General features: G+C 29.0%; 16 protein-coding genes, 1 tRNA gene and 1 riboswitch. Of the genes, 15 read left to right on the forward strand and 2 right to left on the reverse strand.

What is annotated here, in order from left to right:
* Nucleotides 1-3: 3 nt before the first annotated feature.
* Together VBN07_RS00170 and VBN07_RS00175 are read right to left on the reverse strand one after the other, a co-directional pair.
* Nucleotides 4-2,331: a leucine--tRNA ligase gene (locus VBN07_RS00170; protein ID WP_323177331.1), complete on the reverse strand. Its 2,328-nt coding sequence runs from the start codon at nucleotides 2,329-2,331 to the stop codon at nucleotides 4-6.
* Between the two features lie 10 nt (nucleotides 2,332-2,341).
* Nucleotides 2,342-3,055 carry an MPN527 family putative ECF transporter permease subunit gene (locus VBN07_RS00175; RefSeq protein ID WP_323177332.1) on the reverse strand — a complete coding sequence of 238 codons (714 nt, stop codon included), beginning with the start codon at nucleotides 3,053-3,055 and terminating at the stop codon, nucleotides 2,342-2,344.
* Between the two features lie 291 nt (nucleotides 3,056-3,346).
* On the opposite strand from VBN07_RS00175, the gene nadE reads away from it, so the two are divergent.
* The 15 genes from nadE (at nucleotide 3,347) to VBN07_RS00250 (ending at nucleotide 24,502) form a co-directional block, all read left to right on the forward strand.
* Entirely contained in the window at nucleotides 3,347-4,135 is a 789-nt protein-coding gene (gene nadE, locus VBN07_RS00180) for an NAD(+) synthase (protein ID WP_323177333.1), read from the forward strand.
* Between the two features lie 12 nt (nucleotides 4,136-4,147).
* Nucleotides 4,148-4,876, forward strand: coding sequence for a YebC/PmpR family DNA-binding transcriptional regulator (locus VBN07_RS00185; RefSeq protein ID WP_257088921.1), 729 nt, complete (start codon nucleotides 4,148-4,150; stop codon nucleotides 4,874-4,876).
* Complete coding sequence (locus tag VBN07_RS00190) at nucleotides 4,876-6,018, forward strand: ZIP family metal transporter (protein WP_323177334.1); 1,143 nt, start codon at nucleotides 4,876-4,878, stop codon at nucleotides 6,016-6,018. Before VBN07_RS00185 ends, VBN07_RS00190 begins: the two co-directional genes overlap by 1 nt.
* A gap of 140 nt (nucleotides 6,019-6,158) precedes the next feature.
* Nucleotides 6,159-8,198, forward strand: coding sequence for a DHH family phosphoesterase (locus VBN07_RS00195; RefSeq protein WP_323177335.1), 2,040 nt, complete (start codon nucleotides 6,159-6,161; stop codon nucleotides 8,196-8,198).
* On the forward strand, nucleotides 8,179-8,640 hold the full coding sequence (gene rplI, locus VBN07_RS00200) for a 50S ribosomal protein L9 (RefSeq protein ID WP_323177336.1): 462 nt from the start codon (nucleotides 8,179-8,181) through the stop codon (nucleotides 8,638-8,640). Before VBN07_RS00195 ends, rplI begins: the two co-directional genes overlap by 20 nt.
* Entirely contained in the window at nucleotides 8,627-10,114 is a 1,488-nt protein-coding gene (locus VBN07_RS00205; RefSeq protein ID WP_323177337.1) for a DnaB-like helicase C-terminal domain-containing protein, read from the forward strand. The genes rplI and VBN07_RS00205 overlap by 14 nt, the downstream gene beginning before the upstream one ends.
* Nucleotides 10,115-10,165: 51 nt before the next feature.
* Entirely contained in the window at nucleotides 10,166-11,407 is a 1,242-nt protein-coding gene (locus VBN07_RS00210; protein WP_323177338.1) for a CNNM domain-containing protein, read from the forward strand.
* 229 nt (nucleotides 11,408-11,636) lie between these two features.
* Nucleotides 11,637-11,804, forward strand: a riboswitch (Lysine riboswitch).
* Between the two features lie 97 nt (nucleotides 11,805-11,901).
* Nucleotides 11,902-13,752 (forward strand): oligoendopeptidase F, encoded by a 1,851-nt coding sequence (pepF, locus tag VBN07_RS00215; RefSeq protein ID WP_323177339.1) that lies wholly within the window; start codon nucleotides 11,902-11,904, stop codon nucleotides 13,750-13,752.
* A gap of 10 nt (nucleotides 13,753-13,762) precedes the next feature.
* On the forward strand, nucleotides 13,763-17,632 hold the full coding sequence (locus VBN07_RS00220) for an OppA family ABC transporter substrate-binding lipoprotein (RefSeq protein ID WP_323177340.1): 3,870 nt from the start codon (nucleotides 13,763-13,765) through the stop codon (nucleotides 17,630-17,632).
* 14 nt (nucleotides 17,633-17,646) lie between these two features.
* Nucleotides 17,647-18,807: an ABC transporter permease gene (locus VBN07_RS00225; protein ID WP_323177341.1), complete on the forward strand. Its 1,161-nt coding sequence runs from the start codon at nucleotides 17,647-17,649 to the stop codon at nucleotides 18,805-18,807.
* A gap of 12 nt (nucleotides 18,808-18,819) precedes the next feature.
* Nucleotides 18,820-20,169, forward strand: a complete 1,350-nt coding sequence (locus tag VBN07_RS00230) for an ABC transporter permease (protein ID WP_323177342.1) — start codon at nucleotides 18,820-18,822, stop codon at nucleotides 20,167-20,169.
* 11 nt (nucleotides 20,170-20,180) lie between these two features.
* Nucleotides 20,181-21,233 (forward strand): ABC transporter ATP-binding protein, encoded by a 1,053-nt coding sequence (locus VBN07_RS00235; protein WP_323177343.1) that lies wholly within the window; start codon nucleotides 20,181-20,183, stop codon nucleotides 21,231-21,233.
* The gene (locus VBN07_RS00240; protein ID WP_323177344.1) at nucleotides 21,226-23,604 is read left to right on the forward strand and encodes an ATP-binding cassette domain-containing protein; all 2,379 of its coding nucleotides are present in this window, start codon (nucleotides 21,226-21,228) and stop codon (nucleotides 23,602-23,604) included. The genes VBN07_RS00235 and VBN07_RS00240 overlap by 8 nt, the downstream gene beginning before the upstream one ends.
* Entirely contained in the window at nucleotides 23,604-24,083 is a 480-nt protein-coding gene (locus tag VBN07_RS00245; protein ID WP_323177345.1) for a DUF3899 domain-containing protein, read from the forward strand. The genes VBN07_RS00240 and VBN07_RS00245 overlap by 1 nt, the downstream gene beginning before the upstream one ends.
* A gap of 335 nt (nucleotides 24,084-24,418) precedes the next feature.
* Nucleotides 24,419-24,502: transfer RNA gene (locus VBN07_RS00250), tRNA-Leu, on the forward strand.
* Nucleotides 24,503-24,570: the final 68 nt, after the last annotated feature.

The following is a 24,570-nucleotide window of genomic DNA, read 5'->3' on the forward strand; positions in this document are numbered from 1 at the left end:
CTTCTATTTGTCTTTTACAACAATGTTAACGATTTTTCCTGGTACAAAGATTTCTTTGACGATTTCTTTACCTTCTAATCATTTTGTTACTTGTTCTTTTGCTTTTTCTAAAACTTCTTCTTTTTGTGCTGTTTTTGAAACTGTTAATTCAGCTCTGACTTTTCCATTGACTGTAATTCCATAAGTTACTTCATCCATTTCTAATGCAGAATTATCTATAGCAAAGTCATATAGGTTTTTTGAGTCAAAGTATTTACTTGATAATTCTCAAACAACGTGTGGAATGAATGGTTCAAGAATGTTTAATAAAACGTAGAACATTTCTGTGATTAATTCAGGTTTAGTGATTGAATCATATTCATTCATAATTTCCATAGTTCAAGAAACTAAAGTGTTAAATGAGAATGAATTATCATCACTTTCAAATGTGTTCTTTTGTTTTTGCATTCCTTGGTAAAGTTTAAGTCTTGCAATTTTTTCTTGAGCACTTAAGGTTGATTTGTCAATGTTTTTAAAGTTTGAATTTACATCAATTTCAGAACTTCTATCGTAAATTCTATTGATGAATTTAAAACATCCAATAACACCTGAATCACTTCATTCAAGTTCTTTTTGAGGAGGAGCTGCAAATAAGATAAATAATCTAGTTGTATCAGCACCATAGGTGTTAATCATTTCTCCAGGTTCAACTGTATTACCTTTTGATTTAGACATCTTAGCACCATCTTTAAGCACCATACCTTGAGTTAATAAATTAGCAAATGGTTCTCTAAAGTTTACTAAACCTAAGTCAGATAATGCTTTGGTGAAGAATCTTGCATAAAGTAAGTGTAAGATAGCATGTTCAATTCCACCGATGTATAAGTCAACTGAATTTCAGTAATCTAAGTTTTCTTTCTTGAAAATAACTTCGTCACGTAAGTTTGATGGTGTAGTATATCTTAAGAAATATCAACTTGATTCAAAGAATGTGTCCAATGTATCAGTTTCTCTTGTTGCTTTTGAACCACAAAGATGACAAGTTGTATTCATTCATTCTTCATTAGTTAAAAGTGGATTACCTTGACCTGTGAACTTAACTTCTTCAGGTAATAAAACAGGTAATTGGTCAAGTGAAACAGGAACTGTTCCACATTTTTCACAGTGCACAAGAGGAATTGGTGTTCCTCAATATCTTTGTCTTGAGATACCTCAGTCACGTAAGTTGTATTTAACTTCTTTAGTTAATTTAGTTTCTTCAACTTGAACTAAATTATTGTCTAAAAAGTCTAAATGGTTAACTTCCATAAAAGTGGTGTGTGTTTGATTATTTGATGAAACAATTGTTGCATCTTTGTTTGGATTATTTGATGCAAAATCAGTAATGATAACTTGAACTAAGCTACCATCAAAAGGATTTTTAACAGTGTAAGGTGTTTTGATAAAAATTTTCTTTGAAAATTCTTTTTTAACAAAGTTTAAATTGATTTCTTCAAGTAAGTCTAAAGCTTCTTGATTAAAGTAGTTTGCTTCTTTTAAGGCGTCAACTAATTGATGTTTATTTGAGATAGCAACATAATCAATTTTTGAAATGTAATCTAAATTTGATTCATAGACATTAAGTGTGTTTTGAATGTTATCTGCAAATTCAAATGTTAATTTGTAATCTTCAGTTCTACCAATTCAATTTTTTTGCATCGTAAGAACTTGTTGAGGTCAGTGTGTTTCAAGAGATTTCAGGTCTTCAAGTAATTCATCAGCATACTCGGTAATTTTTAAGTAGTAAGTATCCATTTCTTTTTGAATAACTTGATTTCCACATCTTCAACATTTGTTATCTTCAACTTGTTCGTTAGCTAAAACTGTTTGGTCAAATTCACATCAGTTTAATGAGCTTTTCTTTTTGTAAATTAAACCTTTTTCTCAAAGTTTGATGAAAATGTATTGTTCTCATTTTGTGTATGAAGCATCACAAGTGATTGTTTCATAATCTCAAGCAAAAGAAATTCCCAATCTTTTAATTTCATCATCCATTGATGCAATATTTTGATATGTTCAGCTTTTTGGATGTGTTCCGTTTTTGATTGCTGCATTTTCAGCAGGTAAACCAAAAGCATCTCAACCAAATGGGTGAAGAACATTGAAACCTTTTCTTCTAAAGTATCTAGCTACAGCATCACCGATTGAGTAATTACGAACGTGTCCCATATGCAATTTCCCACTTGGGTAAGGGAACATACTTAAAACATATTTTTTAGGTAAACTAAAATCATCTTTTGGCTCAAAAGCATTAGTTTCTGCTCAGATTTTTCTTCACTTTGAATCAATTTCTTTAAAGTTAAATTTTGACATAAACACCTTTCTATGAATCACACTTATTCACTGTGAAATTATTTAGGATGTTATCTAAAAACTTAGTTTTAGATAAGGTAAAAATAAATATATAAATTATAAAATAATTTATTGCAATATTGCTCAAATTAAATGATAAATATAAAGCTACAGAACCTGCAAAGTAATTTGGGATACCAAAGAAGAAAATTTTGAATTTTTTATCATAGTTAGCAAGCAGTTCATTAAGCGAAACAGCATCTAGTTGCTTGAATAATTTGAAATAAATTAAGTTAAATAAAAACGTATTCAAAAATGTTATTATTGCAATTGTTACTAATGAACTTATTGCTAAGATTACAAGGATTGACAGTTCTTTTTTAAGCTTAGATTTTCATAATAATTTTCCAAATAAATAAGAACTGAAAACGAAGATACTTTGCATTAATAAAAGAATAAAGTTTCCTAGAAATGCAATGTCTAATGTAGTTGATTTAATTGTTATAAAAGGACTTATCAAAAAATTTGAAATAAGCATTATTAATGAATATTGAATATCGATAATAAAAGCAGTTAAAAAAGCTGAAATTAAAAGGAAATTGAAAGATAAAAATGAATTAAATGGAATAAAACTTCCGATAATACTAAAAACAATAGAAACAGCCAACATCAAGCCTGTGAAAGCTATTTTGAAAATAACATTCATATTTTTGTGATTTCAAACTAAAAATTGTTTTTTTAGCATTATTTTCCTCCTTTTTTACACTTTTTTTCTTTTGCATGATATAAAAATATATTCATAAATAATATCATTATTTCATCTTATTAGTAAAAAAATCCAAAAAAGAACAAATTATGAACTAGAGACTGAATTTGTTCATTTTGCATATGAACATAAAAGACAAGTGTGTTTAATTTTAAACAATTAAAAAGTAATATATTCAGTTTATTTTTTAGATTGTTATGGTAAAATTAAGTATATTTTTACAATTAATATTTTGATAAAAATATTCAATTTAGTTAATAAAGAGGCGATATGGGTAAGATTACATTTTACAAAGATAACAAACCATATTATGACAAAGAAAATGGATTAGCTTATGTTGAAGTTATTAAAGACTTTTTAGTAACAAAAGCAAAAGAAGCTAATTGCAATGGTTTTATTGTAGGTATCAGTGGAGGGATTGATTCTTCACTTGTGTATGCAATAGCAAAACAGCTTCCTTTAAAAGTTAAGGGAGTTGTGATGTCAGTCAATGGAATGTTACAAAGTGATTTAGAACATATTAAAAAACTTGAAGAAAAGTTTGATGATAAATTTGAGTACATTGATTTAACTGATGCTTTTAACGCTTTAAGTAAGCAAGTTAGTGTTAAAAATCAATTAGCAGTTGCTAACATTAAACCACGTTTAAGAATGACAACTTTATATGCTCTAGCTCAAGAAAATAATTTACTTGTGTTAGGAACAGATAATAAAGATGAAACATTCATTGGTTACTTCACAAAGTATGGTGATGGAGGAGTTGATTTACTTCCGATTTGTCATCTTACAAAAGGTGAAGTTAGATTTTTAGCTTCACTTATAAATGTACCAAGTGAAATTATTGACAAAGCACCATCAGCAGGATTATGAGAAAATCAAACTGATGAAGATGAATTAGGTTTCTCATATGCTCAACTTGATTTTTATTTAGATCACTTAAATGAATATGAACAAATCAAATCAGTATTACCAGAAGAAGTTATTAAGAAAATTGAATATAAACATAAAATCTCACAACACAAAAGAGATTCAATTTATAAACCAAATGATATAGATTAGGAGAAATAAATTATGGCAGGACATTCACACGCAGCGAATATAGCACATAGAAAAGGCGCACAAGATGCAGCAAGAGGAAAAATTTTTCAAAAATTATCTAAAGAAATTTTTGTTGCAGCAAGATTAGGAGCAGATCCTGATACTAACCCAGCTTTAAAATTAGCAATTGCTAAAGCTAAATCAAAAAATATGCCAAAAGACAACATTGAAAGAGCAATTGCTAAAGCAGCTGGAGATAAAAATGCAAACGCATTTATCGAAACTGTTTTTAACGCTACTGTAGGTGGAGGAGCAACATTTATCGTTGTTACATTATCAGACAACCTTAACAGAGTTAAATCAAATATTCAGTCATACTTTAACAAACAAAATGCTACATTAGGTAAAACAGGTCAAATTCCATATCCATTCAGAAAATTAGGAATCATTGAAATTGCTAAAGAATTAGTTAATGAAGATGATTTAATGGAAGTTGCACTTGAAAATGGTTCAGAAGATGTTGAAACATATGATGAATCATTTGTATTAACTACATTACCTGAAAACTTCACAGATTTAAAAAATGCAATTGAAGATAAATTCGGTCAAATTGACTTCATCCAATGTGAAGTAACATATGTACCAGATATGTATGTAGAATATGATCAAGAAAAGAAAGACAAATTATTAGAATTTGCAGACAAATTAAAAGAGGATGATGACGTTCAAGATGTTTACCATAACATCGAAACTGAAGAATAATGCAAATAATTAGAGATTTTTTCGAAACCCTCAAATTAAGCACAGGTAATGAAGGGTTATCTTACTTCATTCTAATACTTGTCACATTACTTTGCTTATTAGCTATACCAACTATTCTTTCATTCATTTTCCCACTTATTAAATTAAGTAAGAATGGTTGAAAAAATCTGTCATTTTATTTATACTCATTTTCAACAGGTTTTTTCTTAGTATTAGCTACATTTGGTTTTTTAAGAGAATCGCTTGAATTAGCGAATCAAGGTGCAATGACAGACAATGTAAACGTCTATGGGTATAGCATTTTAGTCGTAGTTGTCGGTCTTGCTGTAGGTATCTTATTTTCATTCACGCTTAAGTATGCAATTACTTATCAAATTAATAAAAAACTTAAAAAATCAAATAATAGAAAGTTAAACGCATTTGTTCACGACCACGATCACGGTGATGAACACGAGCACGATGATTTTGATTTCTCACACCCACATTCAGAACATTTTTACGAAGTTAAGAAATATAATAAAAATCAAAATATATTTTTAAGACAAAGTAAAAATTATAATAACTCAAAACACGTTCATTATCATCCTGATTACATCTTTTCAAATGATGAGTCAATTATTAAAGCTGAACAAGAAGCAATTAATTCAGCTTCAAATAAATTAAAAGTTATTGCTTTGTTACTACTTTTAACTCACAGAATTCCAGAAGGATTATTATTAGGATACAACTTAAATTTAGCAGCAAACGGTCACGAAAACTCACTTACTATGGCTTATTTTGCTTCTTTAGTTTTACACTTAATCCCTGAAGAAACAATCTTCTATTTCAGACTTAGAGAAGCAGGATACTCAAGAATTCAATCATTGTTATTATCATTTTTAGGACTTTCATTATTTTTACCATTTATGTTAATTGGTTGCTATGCAGGAGCAGCAATTGAAAAAAACTGAATACTAAAAGGAATGATGATGTCAGCAATCGCAGGAATTTTCATTTTCACTACTTTAATTGAATTTATTCCTGAGTTTTATCATTCACATATGTCGAAGAAAAAATGATATTTCATCCTTGCATTCTTATTTATTGGTGTAATCTTTGCTGCATTAATTCTTTCATTCCATACACACAATCACTCACATTAATTGTGAGTTTTTGTTTTATTTGTCATATTCCTGTAGATATTTTTAGTGTAATAAAACATATTGATAACAATTTCTGCAAAACTTATATAATTTAAATATTAAATATTTAAATTTTTACAACACAAACAAAAAGGATTTGAATGAAAACAAAATACAAAATAAGCTTACTTTCGTGTTTATGTGTAGTTTTTGTAATTCTGTTTATTTTGCTAACTGCAATTTTAGTAAAAAATAACGAAACAACTGCATTAACTTGAGAAATTGGTTTAGTTACTGTCGCAATGATTTTAGTTTTTGCATCACTAGCAATTACACTAGTTTGAATTACAAAGATTTTTGCAAGGTCAAGAAACATTGTTAAAAACTCTTTTGATTCATTTACTGAAGATATTATGTCAAGTAATAACATCGGATTTGTTATTTACAATGCTGAACATAAAATCATTTGAGCAAGTAACTTTATCAAAAACAAGTTTCACAAAGATTTTATTGATATTCACATTAAGATATTCTTTACAACAATTTCAGATAACAAAGAATTTTTAGAGCTTGATATGAATCAAACTAAAATTGAGTTTGAAAATAATAAAAACATTTATGAAGCTCAATTCTGACCATTATCAAACATCATAATTATTCGTGATATTACAACTGAAACTTTATTTAAAAATGAAGTTCATGATCAAAAAACTGTTATTGGTGAAATTGAAATTGATAACTACCAAATGTATCAATCAATCTTATCTGAAGAGCAACTTTACTTAGTTAATAAAACAATTATTGATACATTCAATGAATATTCAAAAGAATACAACTTAATTTATAGACAATATACAAATGGTAAGTTCATTGTTATTACGGACCAGGTTTCACTTTACAATATGTCTAAAGATAAGTTTTCTTTATTCACAAATATTCAAAAGAATGTTCCGGACACATCAATTGGTAAACTTTCGCTTAGTGTTGGGTTTGCTAGAGGATGAAGCTCGCTTAAAGAAAAATTAGAGCAAGCTAAAAAAGCTTTAGTTCAAGCTCAAAACCGTGGAGGAGACCAGGTTGCGATTTTTAGTGATACCGAGACTGCGATTTATTATGGCTCAAGTATCGAAATTGTGTCTAACAATAATATGACTAAAATTAAGAAAATTTCAGATGAGTTCCTTAAAAAACTCGATAGTGACCAAATTACAAAAGTTATTGTTTATGGACACAAATCAGCTGATATGGACTCATTAGGTTCATCATATGGAATTGCATATTTAGCTCATCAAAGAGGTAAGAAAGCTTACATATGTGCTGAATCATTTGATATGACTACAACATACTTTAGAAATGAACTTAGTTACAAAAACAATGTTTATGAAGATACAGATTTAAACTTAGAAAAAATTATAATAAGCGCAAATAAAGCATCAAAATTAACAGACTTAAACACATTAGTTGTGTTTGTAGATAATTCAGATCCAGGCCGTACAGATAATAAGGATGCTATTTTAAATGCAGACAGGGAAAATATTTTCGTATTTGACCACCACAGAGTTGGAAAGCAAATCGATTATTGTCCTGTTACAAATATTTATGTTGAAACAACAGCTTCTTCAGCTTCAGAAATTGTTACTGAAATTTTTATGCTCACAGATAGGGAATGAAAATTCTCGCCATTATGTGCTCAATTACTTTTAGGTGGTATTTTAGTTGATACAGTACAATTTACAAAATCAGTCTCAGCTAGAACATTCCAAGCAAGTGCTTGGTTGCAATCGAAAGGTGCAAATGTAGTTGAAGGAAGCGAAATTCTTAAAATTGATGAAACAACAAAAGAACAAATTAATACTATTTTAGAAAATGCACAAGAAGTTAAAAAAGGTTACTACTTAGCATATTCTCCAATCGAAGTTGAAGCTGACGTTATTTCAATGGCTGCTAATGAACTTCTTAAAACAAAAGGTAGAGTTGCTTCCTTCGTTATTGCAAGACTTAAGGGGACAAACTTATACAAACTTAGTGCTAGAGGTATAAATACAAATGTTCAGATTATTACTGAGCAAGTTGGTGGAGGTGGGCACTTTGGAACAGCTGCTGCTATTTCAAATGAGGAATTAGAAACATTTGTTAACAATGTGCACCACGCAATAACAACAACAGAAAGAGAGTTAAAAGATGAAAGTTATACTAATTAAAGATTGTAAAGATGGAAAAGCTAACACAGTTATCGAAGTATCAAATGGTTATGGTTCAAACTACTTAGTTAAAAACGGTTTCGGAGTTCCATACAATGAACAAACTGCAAGACAATTACAAAGAAGATTAGATGATTTATCAGCTGATGAACATGAAAAAAGAACAGCTGCTTTAAGACTTAAAGAGAAATTAGAAGAGTTAAGATTAGAATTTACTTTAGAAGCTAATATCGATGGAAATTCTAATTTAAATGTACACGGTTCAGTATCTACAAAAGATGTTGATAAAAAATTAACTTCATTAGGGTACAAGTTACCAAAACATTCAATACAAAAAGTGCATTTAGTTTCAGAAGGATTGCACGATGTTGAAATTGTTTTATACAAAGATATAAAAGCAACTTTAAGAGTGGAAATTAAAATTAAAAATGTTAAGAAATAATAGAAACAATCAAAACTCTTTATACAAGTGAGTTGAAACAATAATTCGTCCTTTAGCAAATACTTTGTGCAAAGAAGAAAAAATCGAAAGACAAGTTTTAAGTACAATAATTAATGATACTGAAAAACAATCTCTTGGTTTAGACTACCTTGTCCCTGAAGCATTTTTCAACCTTGAATACTCTACATTATTTAGATTTTTAAAAACTAGAAAAGCAAGTGAACCTAATCAAAATTACATTTTTGATTACAACACACTTTTAAACGAAATACCTAAATTCAAAGCTCAAAACCCAAGTCTTGAATGAGCTGCTTTATCAATTGAAACATTAAACAAAGTTGTTTCAACACTTTCTTCAGATGAAAACTTTTTACCAAATGTTGAAAAGTTAATTGAACTTCACAAAAGAAGACAAGCAGAAGCTTTCTTTAGTAATTATTTAGCTGTATTAGGGCAAAATCCTAAAATCACTTGAGAAGACATTGTTACTGATGTTGAAAACTTCATTATTAGCAGTAATAATTTATCAATCAAAAATAGTGAGTTTATTTCACTTGAAAGCGCTCTTGAGAAATACTTTAGTCGCCTTAAGAATGATGAAAATGAAGAAAAAGCTCTTCTTACAGAATTTAATGCAATTGATAAATATGTTAAAGGATTTAAACCTGGTCAGTTAATTATTTTAGCTGCTCGTCCAGGGGTTGGAAAAACCGCGCTTGCATTAAACATTGCAAGAAACATTATCGAAAAAGGAATGAAAGATGGTAAACCAAAAAATGTAGCTTTTATTTCTCTTGAGATGCCTACATCAGAACTTACAACTAGATATTTGGCGACTTCTACACTAATAGATATGTACAAATTGCAAAATATCAAACTCTTAAAAAACAATTATGAAGATTTAATGAAAATTCATCACGTTGTTTCAAGTATGCAAAGAACACCTGATGAAAATCAAATTTGATTTGATGATGATCCTAAATCAAAAATTAATGAAATCATTTTCAAAATTAAACATTTAATTAAAAACACAAACAAAGTTGACTTAATTGTAATTGACTATTTACAATTGATTTCAGGAGGAAATCAAGCAACAGGAAATAGACAAAACGAAGTTGCAATGATTTCACGTTCACTAAAAACACTTGCTCTAGAGCTTAAAATTCCAATTATTGCTCTATCACAGTTATCTAGAAGTGTTGAAAATCGTGAAGACAAGCGTCCACAATTAAGTGACCTTAGAGAATCCGGATCAATTGAGCAAGATGCTGACATTGTTATTTTCTTAAGTAGAAAGAAACTTAAAAAATCAGCACACAGCGATGATGACGAAGTTAAAAAATTCGAATCAATCCCTGTGACCCTATCAGTTGCTAAAAACCGTAATGGTGAACCTGGTCAAGCAACTTTAATTTATACAGGTAAATATGTACAATTTTTAGACGATATGACGAATGAAAGAGGTGGATTTTAATGGACTCCAGTTATTATAGGAACCACAAAAATAATTCTTTAGAGGTGTACTATGGATAGTAAAACAGTAATTACAATTGTTTTATGCATAGTTATGCTTATATTATTTATTTTAAGTAGTATCTTTAGTGGAAGTGAAACTGCTTACTCGACAGTTTCACCTGCTAAAGTTTATGAATTAGTTGAAAACGAACATAGATTTGGAAAGTTAATTGACAAGCAAGTTAAGAAATACAATCAAATTCTAAGTACCATTTTAATTGGTAATAACTTAGTTAACGTAGCTTCATCAGCTACAATGTCTTATGTTTTATCAAAATATCTTTCTGATAATGACTCACTTGTTGTTGTTATCTCAACAGTGGTAGTTACTCCAATCTTAGTATTATTTGGCGAAATAACACCTAAATTAATTGCTAAAAATAATCCAATTAGATACTTAAAAGTTTTCTGTTTATTCAATGAACTAATGTTCTGAATATTCTTCCCGATCACTTTCTTTATTAGCAAACTTAGCAAAAATGTTTATGTTACAAACTCAGAAAGTGACATTAAATCAATGCTAGCACTCGCTAATGAAGAAGGGGTGCTGCAAACCGGGGAAAGTATTTTAGCTCAAAATGCTTTAGATTTAGATTCAACAAAAGTTGCACAACACTACATTAGATTAAAAGATGTAACTTACATTTCTTATAAAGCTAGTGTAGCAGAAGCGATTGAAATATTCAAGGATACAAACTATTCAAGATTACCAATTGAAAAAGATGGACAACTTATTGGAATTGTTTTATTAAAAGATATATTCTCACTTAAAAAAGGTAAAGTGATTAATTATATGAAACAAGTTCCAAGCATTTCAGCTAACTCAATTCTTTCAAGTGCTCTTGAGAAGATGAGAGCAGCAAGAGCTCAAATGGCTTTTGTTGTTGAAAACAACAACTCTACAGATGTTTTAGGTATCATTACAATTGAAGACATCATTGAAGAAATCATTGGAGAAATCTATGATGAATACGATGATGATGAGCAAATTTATGAAATTTCACTTGAAAGAGCTAAAGCTCATTCAAACGTTAAAATGTCTGATCTAATTAAGCAACTTGAGATTGATGAAGAACTTATAAGCGATGATGAAAAAGCTATGGACTTAAAAACTTATTTATTAACTAATACAAATTCAACTAAACTACTTAAATCGACAAAATTCACTATCGAAGATGAAATTAGCTTCAAGGTTATTGAGTTAGTTAAAAATAAAAAATATTCAGCAATCATCGAAGTTAACAAATTATAAAAAGTAGCAGTAATGCTATTTTTTATTTATCCCTTACTCACATATATAAAAATATTTTAATTTTTAAAAATAAATCAATATTATGGTTTATAATAAAAAAATGAAAATGCAGAAAAACAGAATTATTAATATCACCAATATTCGTTGATTTCATATTAACGTTTAATTTGGTGTATTCTGTTAACAAAAACATAACAGATTACATTAAAACTGAAATCTGTTATGTAATAAATACTATAGAGGAGCTTTTAATAAAAGTAAATATTCTAGCAGGCATGCAAAAATGAATATTGAAAGGATATAAAAGCCGAAATATAGAGGTTGGCAAACTTCTATATTGGTAGAAAAGCATAAAAGATTTCTACTCTTTGGTTTAACCATTGGTGCTATAGATTTACATCCTTTTAATAACATTAATTTATTTTAAATTTTGTATTAAAGTTTTGTAGATTTATAGTTCTACAAAACTTTTTATTTAATTATTTGGAGTTATTATGAAAGCAAAACAATACAAAAAATATGAAGATGTACCTAAAAAATATCGTTGAGATTTAGAAGACATTTTACAAGGTAAAAAATTAGATGACTGAATCGATGAGTATGTAGCACTATACAAAGAAAGAATTAAAAATAAAGATTCAAAATATGACTCAATTGAAGCGTATTTAGAAGATTTAAAAGTTAGTGAGCAATTAACACTTATTAGTAACAAGGTTTCTAATTATTTAAGTAACAAGCAAAATGTTAATTTAATTGATCCTGAAATTATCAAAAAATCACAAGATGTTGAATTTTTAGATAATCAACTTGAAACTGAATTTGGTTCTGAAATTAATAGATTTTATGCAAACTTGGACAAAATGAAAGTTTGAAAAGATGATCCAAGATTAGCAGATTACAAAATGCAAATTGAAGAAACAATTGAACAACATAAACATAAATTAAGTGATGATGTTGAAGAATACATTTTGCAAACATCATATGGAGAACCTGATCCACACAACATTTTCTCAATTATTACTAATTCAGAATTAGATTATGGATATGTTGAGTTATCAGACAAAAAGAAAATTAAATTAAATAAAACAAATAGAAATCAATTACTTAAATCAGATAAAAAAGAAGTTAGAAAGCAAGCTTTTGAAAAGTTCTGAGATGCTTACTACAAACACAAAGATTCGTTAGCAGAAACTTTATTCCAACACTTTAAGAGCTTAACCGTAGCTGCAAAAGTTAGAAAATACCCATCAGCAGTTATGATGTTAACTAATTCAGATAAAGTTACCGATGAAATCTTACAAACATTATTTGATCAAGTTGCTTCAAACATTAAAGTATTAGCTAAATATTCAGAAGCATACAAAAAATTCTATAAAGCTAAATATAAGTCAAAAATGGAAAAATGAGATACATTAAGAGAACTTGTAAATGTTAAAACCTCATACACAGTTGAAGAAGCGGTTGATTTAGTTAATGAAGCTGTAAAACCGTTTGGCGAAGAATACGCAAACGAAGCTAACAAAGCATTAACAGAAAATTGAGTTGATTTTATGAGTGTCCAAAACAAACGTTCAGGAGCTTACAGTATCGGTGGAACTTATGGAATTGATAAGAAGTACATTTTAATGAACTTTGATGGTCAATTAGATTCAGTAGAAACTTTAGCTCACGAATTAGGTCACTCAATGCATTCATATTTTGCAACTAAATATCAACCATTACCACTTAGCTCATATCCAATTTTCTTGGCTGAAATTGCATCAATTTTCAACGAGTCAATGTTATATGACTACTTACTTAAAACATCTAAAAACGACTTATTTAAATTTGAAATCTTATCAAAAATTATTCAAGGGTTTATTGGTACAGTAGTAAGACAAGTTGAATGAGCTTCATATGAATACAACTTGTACAAAGGTATAGAAGAAGGAAGTGTTGCAGGAAGCTATGAAGCAATTTCAAAACTTTACCACGAAAATTCACTTAAATTTAAATACAAATCTAAAAAGGGTAAAAAAGCTAAATATGTAGCTAAAGAAAACTTGGGCTCAATTTATGTACCTCACTATTACTATGGTTTTTATGTATATAAATATGCAGTTGGACAATTAACAGCAAATTACTTCTTTGCTCAATATAAAGAAAAAGGTAAAGAAGAATTAGATAACTACATTGACAATTTCTTAAAAGCCGGTGGAAGTGATTATCCACTTGAAATTCTTAAAAAAGTTGGAGTTGATTTACTTGATAAAAACTTCTATAAACAAAGCTTTGATTACTTATCAGATTTAGTAAATCAATGAATTAAATTAGGAAACAAAATTTTCAAATTAGATAAAAAATAAGGAGGTATCCGTGAAAAAATACAAAAAATTATTATTAGGTGCTATATCCGGTTTGTCCATAATATCACCATTAGTAATTGCTTCGTGTTCGAATACAGGTGATAAACCGGAAAAACCACCTTTGAGCAGTGCAGAGAGAGCAAATTATCAAAGATTATCTGTCCAAGAAACAAATCTTGCTAATGAAGCTTGAGCAAAATATCAAGAGTATTATGCTAAAAAAGAAGCTCTTTATGCACAATTACACGATACTGAAACTGAATATAGAGCTGCTAAAAATGAAAATACAAATTCATTTAGAAAATTGGTTTCATTGCAAGCAGAAAGAAACTTTTATAGCTTAGTGTCTAGCTCAAATGATTTAGCTGGGTTAATTTTAGCAGTTGATAATTTACCTAAAAACAATGATGTTAACTTAGAAGTTTTAGATATATTAGGGAGCTACTCAAATAAATCTTATAAAGTTATTTTAGAAGAAGGTTCAACACCTAAATCAGAACAATATAACGCAACACTTTCTAATATTGAAAAATTAAAGCAAGAGTTAGAAAACCAAAATATTAATCTTGATATTAATAAAAAATCTTTTGCAGAAAAAACTGCTGAATATGAGAAGTTAGAAGATAAAGATTCAGAAGAGGCGCAAAAATTCAAATCATCAATTAGTCAGCTAGAACAAAATATTCAAGATTTAAACGAGCAAATTGGAGATATTAAATCTAAACAAGAAATTGCCAAACGTACATTAGATAAATTAACACAGTTAATTAATGAAGATGTCTTAATGGGTTCAAGTTTCGCAGAACAAAGACAACAAAAGCTAAACGAATTAACAGAACAAATAAAATCTGCAGGAGCTGAATACAACAAAACCAATGAAAAATTCAATGCTGCTGATAATGCCTACAGAGCAAAACTTGTCGAAATCGAAAGTCAATTCAATTCCCAATATGCAGAACAAATGAAAGTTGAATTAGAAAAATTCAATCTTCATAATAAATTAGCTAGAAATTATCAAGCTCAATTAATTGAAGATGATTTAGCTTCATATGGCCAAGATTATGTTGATGAAAATGCTGGTAAAAATAACTTTTTAACAAGTGAACAAGTTAAAAACATTCTTTATCCTAATATTGCATTCAATAAATCTAAAGTTAGTGATAGATTCTCTCAAAAACAAATTTATCAAGAAGTATATAACTCAGTTTATTCATCAAGCACATATCCGTGAGATGCAAGTGCTGGATATGGTAATCCAGTTGACCCATTACTTTGAACAACTTATTCATCTCTTATTTCCTTAGAAAGTTCAGGTAAGGCAAAATTTATTAACAATGAAAAATCATCACTTTCTGAAACTGGAATTACAAACAAGAAAACAGAGCTTATCTTACAACCTACATTACAAAGATTTAAATTAGATTTAGCTGATGCAATCATTCTATATGTTCAAAAAGAAGAAAACGGAACTAAATTAGTTGACCCAAATGGTAAGCCAATTTTAGAAGCTATTGTTTTTGATCAAGATGACGCTGGATTAGTTCCTGCGCCAACTGAACACGATGATGTGCTTAATGTAGATTACTACACAACAAGTATTGTTAAAAGAACTTCATCTAATCCACGTTCTATTAACTCAGCTAACTTCTTCGAAAAAGTTGGTTTAGCTCACAGAATGGAATTTAGAATTAGAAATGGTGTATTTTGAGTTGATTCAAACGGTAATAAAACACAATATCCTGTTGTTGCAGATGACTTTTACATTTCAATTCTAAGAACAAAAATGAATGACACACTATTTAGAAGGCAAAATGGTGGAAGCAAAACAGCAGATGATGATATTAGATCGATGTTATCTGAACCAAATAAACTTTTTGATGATAGACAACAATATACAAACTCTTATTTATTCGATTTATTTAATGTAAGCTTAGACAAAATATTAGATCGTTCAAATTCAGTTGTTAACAAAGATGGACACTCATATTTCGGGCTTGAACGTCTTAACGAAAACGCAACTGCATCATTTGTAAATATTTTAGATATGATTACTAAATCATATGAATTTGCTGCAGCTCCATCTGAATTTATTAAAGATAAAAACAGAAGAAATGATCAGGACATAACTCCACAAACTAAAGAAGATCAAGGTAATGAAGTCAAAATTAACAAAATTAGACAATCAGTTCAATCGATTGATGGACTTGCAAAAGATTCAGGTATCTACTGATATGGATTTTCACAGGACAAAACTTTATTTGCCGGAAAATACTATGGTTCTAAATTTAATTCAGACACATTAACTCAATCAACATTTAAAAATATGCATTATTGAGATTCAGAGTTTGTTAATAACCCAACAACAATTAATCAGTTCTCTTCAAGATTTCAAAACTATTTAGTTGATGCTGCAATTTTTGATGATTCATCATATAACCAATATTTATTTGGTCAAAAAGCATCATATCCATTCACAGCCTTAACTCAAAAAAGAAGAGATGCAGTGTTGCAAGATCCAAATGACTATGGACTTAACTCAGTTAAGTTATCAAATAAAGGTTCATTAACAAAAAACTTTATTTGATCACTTTTACCAAAAGAAGGTTCATCAACAACTTACTTTAATGATGCTTATTCATATGTAATGTGAAATATGTCAACTGCCGAAGCAATTTCTCAATCTTCTAAAAATGCAATTAAATCAGTATCTGTAGGTACAGGAGCTGAATTTAAAACAATTTTATCAGCTGCAATTGACTGAAACACAATAGGTATGATGCAAAGAAAACCACAACCTGCAGTTGGGTGAGTAAGTTACCTTGCGCCTGATAATGATATTAATTCAAACGCTTTAGATAACTCGACTACAAATAGTTTAAGAAGCAATAGTGATATTGTTAATGCATTTTTTGTAGTAGATTCACAAACAGGACAAAGAGTTGATTTCGGTGCAATTGGAAACTTAATTAATCCGAGCGATACTCAAAACATTAATACAACAGCTGATGATTCAGTTAAGAGTGTTGTTTATGAGCAACTTAAAGCAAGAATGAAAGACTTACTCGATAGAGTTTATGCTCAAAACCCTACTCTCCTAGGTAAAACAGTAGATATTAGTATCTTTTATAGATTCTTCAACTATCCAACTTTAGCAGTTAATGCACTTGATTTACTTATTAAAGCTTGAAATGGTTTAGATCCTAGATTAAACATTAAATTAATCAAACCAATAGATAAAGACGAGTGAAGAGGATTCTGAACTACAACACCATCTCCGGTAGACTTAATGGGATGAGGATACGACTACAACGGAATTGGTTCAGGTATTACAGGAATCGCACAAAGAGCTCATATAACTACTGCAATGCTTGCAATTTTAGCTGACCCTGAATATGCACAAAAAATGCAAGCTTTATATCCTCAGCTTTATAAAGCGGCACAAAGACTTGGTGAATTTATCAAAATCGATGGAAATAAATTATCAATTACACCAGAGCAAGTTACATTTAATTTAACAAACAGTCAAGTTCAACATCTTTCAAACATTATGGGTATGTACAAATGGGATGGTGAAAAATTAATCAGAATGGATGAATCAGATAACTTAAGTTCATATACATCTTGAGATAACTTAAATGCAAACTTCTGATTAGATTACACACAAAATCCAGATCCAGTTACTGGTGAAATGGTCTCAAAATTAGATTTAGTTCATTTAGCACAAGAAATTGGGAACTTTGTTGGAGCAGTACCAAGTGCATTCTCATATATGAGTACATCAATACTTGCTAAAACACTCAAAAACCCTAACTATTTAATTCCTGAATTTGAAACAGAAATTCCATATTGAGTAGATATTAGAACAGTTAATGGAAAATAATTGAAAGGAGAAAAATGCTTAAATACTTATTTAAACGTATAGGCTTTGCTATCGTTACTTTGTTTATCATTATAATGGTAGTTTACCTTATGGTTGCTCATTTTTCAGATAACCCATTTGCTAAAAAAGCACTTGAGCAAGCTGGTGAAAATAATTCTTCAGCAGTTAATGCAGGTGAGATGAAAAGGTTGTTTGAAAACTCAGTTAAGTACCATTTAATACCTGATAATTTGATTTATGAGAATGTTAAAACAGAATGATTTAATATGAAACTAAATCCGGTTATCAGATTTGGTTACTGAGTTGGAGATTTATTTAGCAACCCATCAAACCCATTCGGATATCCATTCAATAATTCACTTTTAGAAAATGCAGACGTTAAAACAATTCCTGAATATTTCTTTAAGTACCTTAAATACTCTATTATCATCACATTACCTGCTTTCTTAATTTCTTCTCTTATCGGAATTACTTTAGGAATAGTTTCAGGATACAAACGTGGAACAGTTGCTGATGCATCAATTAACTTCTTTGCACTTGTCTTTATAGCGCTTCCATCATTTGTTATCGCACCTATTATTATTTCAATCTTGTTCTCAATGAACTTTCCACCAAATTTCATTAACTTTAATAACCCTGCTGAAGTTGAAGCCTATGGTGTAGGCAAAATGATATTAAGTTGACTTCCACCAATATTAGTTATCGTGCTTGGTTCACTATCAGGGTACATTACTTACACAAGAAACCAAGTTATTACAGTTCTTACATCAAACTACATTTTAATTGCTAAATCTAAAGGTTTAAGCAAAAGAGAAATTTTCTTTAAATATGTTTTAAGAAATATTTCAATCCCACTTGCTGCAATTTTAATTCCATCTTACATTCCTCTTTTAAGTGGTGGAATTGTTATTGAAACTTACTGAGGAGTACCTGGTACATCACAAGTTATTACGCAAGCATTCCCTAATGGTGAAATTAACATCATTATGTTCTCAACAGTGTTCTTCACATCACTTAGTTTATTTACAACAATACTTGTAGATATATCATTTGCTTTCTTAGATCCTAGAATTAAATACTCTGCATCTAACCCATATAGTGTTACAAGATTTATAAGAAACTACTTCTTAAGAAATAAACAATTTAAAGAAAATGAAAAATTAAAACAATCATAGAAAGGAGCGAATATGAACGCAAGAGAATTTGAAAAAAAATATAAATTATCTTTAGATAGCATTCGTCCAGCAATTTCACAATTTGCTCCTAAAGATGATAGTTCGCTTAATTCAATCGCTGGTAAACCTAAAAAACTTTTAGTTGAAATAATTAAGCGTTTCTTTACAAACTGAGTTGCAGTTGCCGCATTATTTGTATTTATAACTATCTTAGTAATTTCAATTTTTGTAACTGAAACTGCAAAGTATTCAGCTACAAAACCACTTTATAATTCAGTTGGAATTTGAACAATTGACCCACAAACAATGCAAGTTGGCAAATACATTGATTCATCAACAAGTAACATCATAGGGCTACCACCAATGAGCAGTCCTTGATATCCTGCTCAAGGTCACATTGATAACTATGAGACATTAATTAATACTTGAGCAAGTAGAGATTATTATGGTGGAGTTTTATGAAGAGACTTTATTTACTTTGGTGAAAATAATCCTGCTAATGCAATTAAAATTGTTGATATCTCAGATTCAACAAACAAAGTTTTAGTTAATGCTTACGTGTTCAACAAAGTTCAAAATATTGGTATTGCTTTAGAAAAATCACAAATTGACCCATCAGTTTCAGCTGAAAAAGCTAGAGAATACATTCAGGCTATCTTAAATCACAATCCACAATTTTCATTATCTACTTACTTAGGAACAAACCAAGCTGGAGTTGATATATGAACACAGTCTTGAGTTGGAACTTGAGAAGCAATTAAATTAGCTTTAATAGTTGCTACAATTCAAACAATTATTGGGGTTGCGATTGGTGCTTATTTAGGTTTCCATGTAGGAACTTGAATTGACACAACAATAATGAGACTTATTGATATTTTTATGGCACCACCAACAATGATTTGATTATTAATCTTTGCTGCTACATTTGGTACATCAAACTTAACTTTAGGAATAGCACTTGTATTTATTGGTTGAGTTAGATCGGTTGGAAGTACAAGAATGTTCATAATTACTGTTAAAGATCAAGAATACATTACAGCTTCACAATCAATCGGTGCATCAAAAGCTAGATTAATTTACAAACATGCATTGCCTGCAATCATTGGAAAAATTTCAACAAGCTTCGTTGCATCTATTCCATCAATTATTATGCAAATTTCATCACTTGCATTCTTAGGATTCTTTAAATCAGATAGTGCTAACTTAGGAACGATTTTATCTAACGCAGCATCACAAGCAGGAGATAACGCATTTATCTTAATCTTACCTGCATCAATCTTATTATTAATTTCAGTTTCACTTCACTTTGTTGCATTAGGAGTTCACGATGCTCTTGATCCAAAAGTTATTAAAACAAGATAGGAGGTAAATTTATGGAAAACAAAGATTTATTATTAGATGTTAAAAACCTTAAAGTCTCATTTAAATTAAGAAGAAATAAATTTATTACTATCGTACGTGGTGTTGATTTAAAAATCAAAAAAGGTGAAATCATAGGTATTGTAGGTGAATCTGGTTCAGGGAAATCAGTTACATCCAAATCATTACTCAACATAAATGAGAACTCATTTATTACAGCTGATAAAATGGAAATTGATGGAATTAACTTACTCAGTAGCGAAAAAGATAAATTCTGAGAGACAATTAGAGGACATAAAATCGGTTATATTCCTCAAGACCCACTTACATCACTTAACCCAACTAGAAAAATTGGTAAACAATTATTAGATGCACTTAACAAAAATCCTGAATGAAAAAAATCAACATACTTAGAAAAAAGAGAATACTTAATTTCGCTACTTAAGCGTTTTGGAATTCGTCAAGCTGAAGCTGTTTTTGATATGTATCCACACACACTTAGTGGTGGTATGAAACAACGTGTTGTTATTACAATGGTTGTTGCACTTAAACCAAGTTTAATTATTGCTGATGAACCTACAACAGCACTTGACCCTACAGTTCAAGCTTCCGTGTTATCATTATTTGAAAATATTAGACAAGAATTCAATATTACAATTATCTTAATCTCACACAACATTTCAGTTGTTGCTAAATTCTGTGACTACATTTATGTAATGTACGCAGGAAAAATAGTTGAGAAAGGAACAAAAAAGGATGTTTTCACAGAACCAAAACACCCTTACACGTGAGCTTTAATTTCAGCTATTCCTGAAAATAGAGAAGATAGATTATATTCAATCAGTGGAACGCCACCTGATATGAATAACTTACCTTTAGGAGATGCATTTGCACCAAGAAACCAATATGCATTAGAAATTGATTTTCTTAAAGAACCTCCTTTATTCGAAGTTTCACCAACACATTGAGCAGCTACTTGATTATTGCATCCAGATGCTCCAAAAGTTGAATTATCAAAAGAATTACAAGCTAGATTAGAAAGTTTTAAGAAGGTGTTTAATGAGTAAAAAAACAATATTAGAAATTATTAATCTTAAAAAATACTTTGTTAACAAAAACAATGTTAACAAAGCTGTTGATGATGTTTCTTTTGATTTAAAAGAAGGTGAAATAGTAGGTCTCATAGGTGAATCAGGTTCAGGTAAGACAACGATCGGACGTTCATTATTACGTTTATATAATGACTACAACGGTTTTGTTAGATTAGATGGAAAAATCATTTCAGGAAAAAGAATTTCTAAAAAACGTAAGAAATTTATGCACAAAAACATCCAAATGATTTTCCAAGACCCAATGGCATCGCTTAATGGACAAAATACAATTTTCAGTATTTTAAAAGAACCATTAATTGTTAATGGAATAATTAAAAATAAAATTAAAAACATTAAAAAAGATTGAAAAGATGTCACAAATAACTTCAGATACACATTTTTAGAACGAGAGTTATTGTTAAGACTCGAAAACTTAAAAATAATTAACAAACTTCACATCCCATTAATTAAAAAATGAGAAAAGTTATCTGAAAACATTCAATTTGATATTGAAAACAATATTGATGATCAATTTAACTCATATTTTGCATATTTAGAAGAGAGAACAAAAATTAACTCTCAAGTTATTAACAACCTTTATAAAAATAATGAGAAGTTAATTCAATTATTTGAGCAAAAAGAATCTGACTTTAGACATAGAAAAATCGACTTAGATGAAATTGATCTTGAGGAAGCTAAACTTAAATACAAAAAAGTTAAACAGCTTGCAAGTTTTAGCCCAGAGTACTTTGAAGTAAAAGATTTATACAATGACCAAAAAGCCTACTACAAAGAGCAAAAAGTGAATTTCAAGGATACTGTGTCAATTTCAAAAACATCAATTAAAAACTTTTTAGCAGAAGTTAAAAACGAATACACAATGCACAAAAATGATGCAAGAAGCACAACATTTTTAGACTTATATTTTCACGAATACAAACTTTATTTAATTAACTATAGCTTATATAGACAGTTAAAACAAAATTATCGTTTGCTTAAATTTTTATCATTTGAAGATTTAGTTGAGCTCTCAGATGAGTTTAGAGCTTACTCACAGGACTTTTATACAAAATTAAATGTGGATACAAGATTTAAATCATCAATCAAAGAACTTCAAAACATAGTTTCAAAAGAATACAATTTTGATCTTTCAAAATTCATTCAAAGATCACAGCATTTAGGTTCTAAGTTACGTCAAAACTATAAAGAAGCTAAAAAAACAAAAAATAAAACATTCTTTAGAATGTTTGTAGACTTCTTTAAAGATCCTCAAGATGTAAGTGATCAAATCGAAGTTGCAAAAGAAGAGCTTAAACAAAAACAAGAAGTGTTTAATTTTGAACTTGCAAAATACTTACAAGAATACTCAAATAGAATTTATGACATTAGAGCAGAAATTGATGAAGCATTAAAATTCCAACAAGAGTTAAGAAGTAAAGATAATGTGATTTTCGAAAACTTCAAGAAAAATCACGCTAACTTTATCAAGTTTTACAAAGAAAACTTAATTGAACCACTACTCAAAGAACCTAAAGCATCTAGAAATAATGCTTTAATTAAACAAAGACAAATTGATTTAAATATCTATAAAACAAATGTTTCAGATAGATTAAATGGAATTGAATCGTTCAAAATTGAAACAAAATATTTAAATGCAAACTTAAGTGATATTAGATTGCTTATGGGAATTTCAAGTTTAGATATGTGACTTCAAAACAGATGATGTGCTAATTTTGTTAAATTCTTAATTGCTCCATATCGTTTCTTAAGAGTAGGTAACTTATATGTAAGAAATATAATTTACAAATCTTTAGAAGATGTTGGGTTGCTAAAACAATTTGCTTACCGTTATCCACACGAGTTTAGTGGTGGTCAAAGACAAAGAATAGTTATAGCAAGAGCATTAATTACAGAACCTAAAGTAATTGTTGCAGATGAACCGATTGCTTCACTTGATATTTCTATCCAAGCTCAAGTTGTGAACCTTTTAAAAGATTTATGTAAACAAAAAAATATTGCTATGATTTTTATAGCACACGATTTATCAATGATTGAATATGTCGCTGACAGAGTTCAGATCATGCATTTAGGTAAAATTGTTGAATCAGGGCAAACTGAAGAAATCTATGCAAAACCAATTCACCCTTATACACTTAATTTATTCAAAGCAATACCTAAAATTTCAAATGCTAATGAAAAATTCCAAGATGTTAAGTTTGAATTATCATATTTAGATGAACAACAATTCCCTAATATTGCAACAATTCATACAGTTGAGAAAAATAAACATTATATTTATGCAACTGATGAACAAGCTAAAAAATGAAAAGAAGGTAAATACAATTAATGAAAAAGTTAATATATAGAAGTTTAAATAAATTAAAATTTGAATTTGTAACACTTAGATTTTATTTAATATCACTAGCTTTTCTAGTTATATACTTTGTGATAGTTGGTGCATATTTAGGAAAAAATAATGCATTATTAGTTGAGGAAAAATACCATTACAACATACTCATAAACGGTTTTTCAATTCCAGCTTATGTTACTTGTTTAGTGGCTTTATTATGTATTATTTTCAAACTTGGTTTTTTAGAAAAAAGTATTGAAAAATTCAAGATGTCTTGAACTAATCTACAAGATGCTAAAGAACAAAGAAGACTAAAGTCTATGTCTAATGAAGAAAAGAGAGCTTATCTTCATACAAAGGAAAAAACTAAAAAAAGACAAATAGACAAACCTACACCATCTAAGTTTCCGTTTGTATTTAACTTTTCAATTTATTTACTTTTATCAATTATCTTCACAATTATTATTTATGCCTAATAATCCTTGCACATAGCTTTAAACCTATGTGCATTTTTATACCCTTTTACTAAATGAATATTTTCAAAAAGTCAAATTTCTTATATTAATGCATTATGCTTATTATAAGTAGGTAAAATGTTAATTATCTTTTTCATTGATTTTTACAAAAGAGAAAAATGATAATAAATTCTTATTGTTAGTTCAATCCTGAATTATAAAATACCTTAAGTAAGAAGTTTTGTTTTTGCAATTCTTATTATTTATCACTTTCTTGTTTAATAGCAAATTTAACAAACTGATTATTCAGTTTGTTTTATTTTTAGATGATTAAAAATTGATATAATAAATAATATGCCTTAGTGGTGGAATGGCAGACACCGTGGACTCAAAATCCACTGGAGAAATCCGTGCAGGTTCGAATCCTGTCTAAGGCACCAACTTAATGCACTTTGTGCTATTTTTTTATACCTTTTTAGTACTAATACAGTAATAAAGAGCTAATAGA

This window comes from Mycoplasma sp. 4404 (assembly GCF_034863325.1).
Taxonomy (GTDB): domain Bacteria; phylum Bacillota_I; class Bacilli_A; order Mycoplasmatales; family Metamycoplasmataceae; genus Mycoplasmopsis.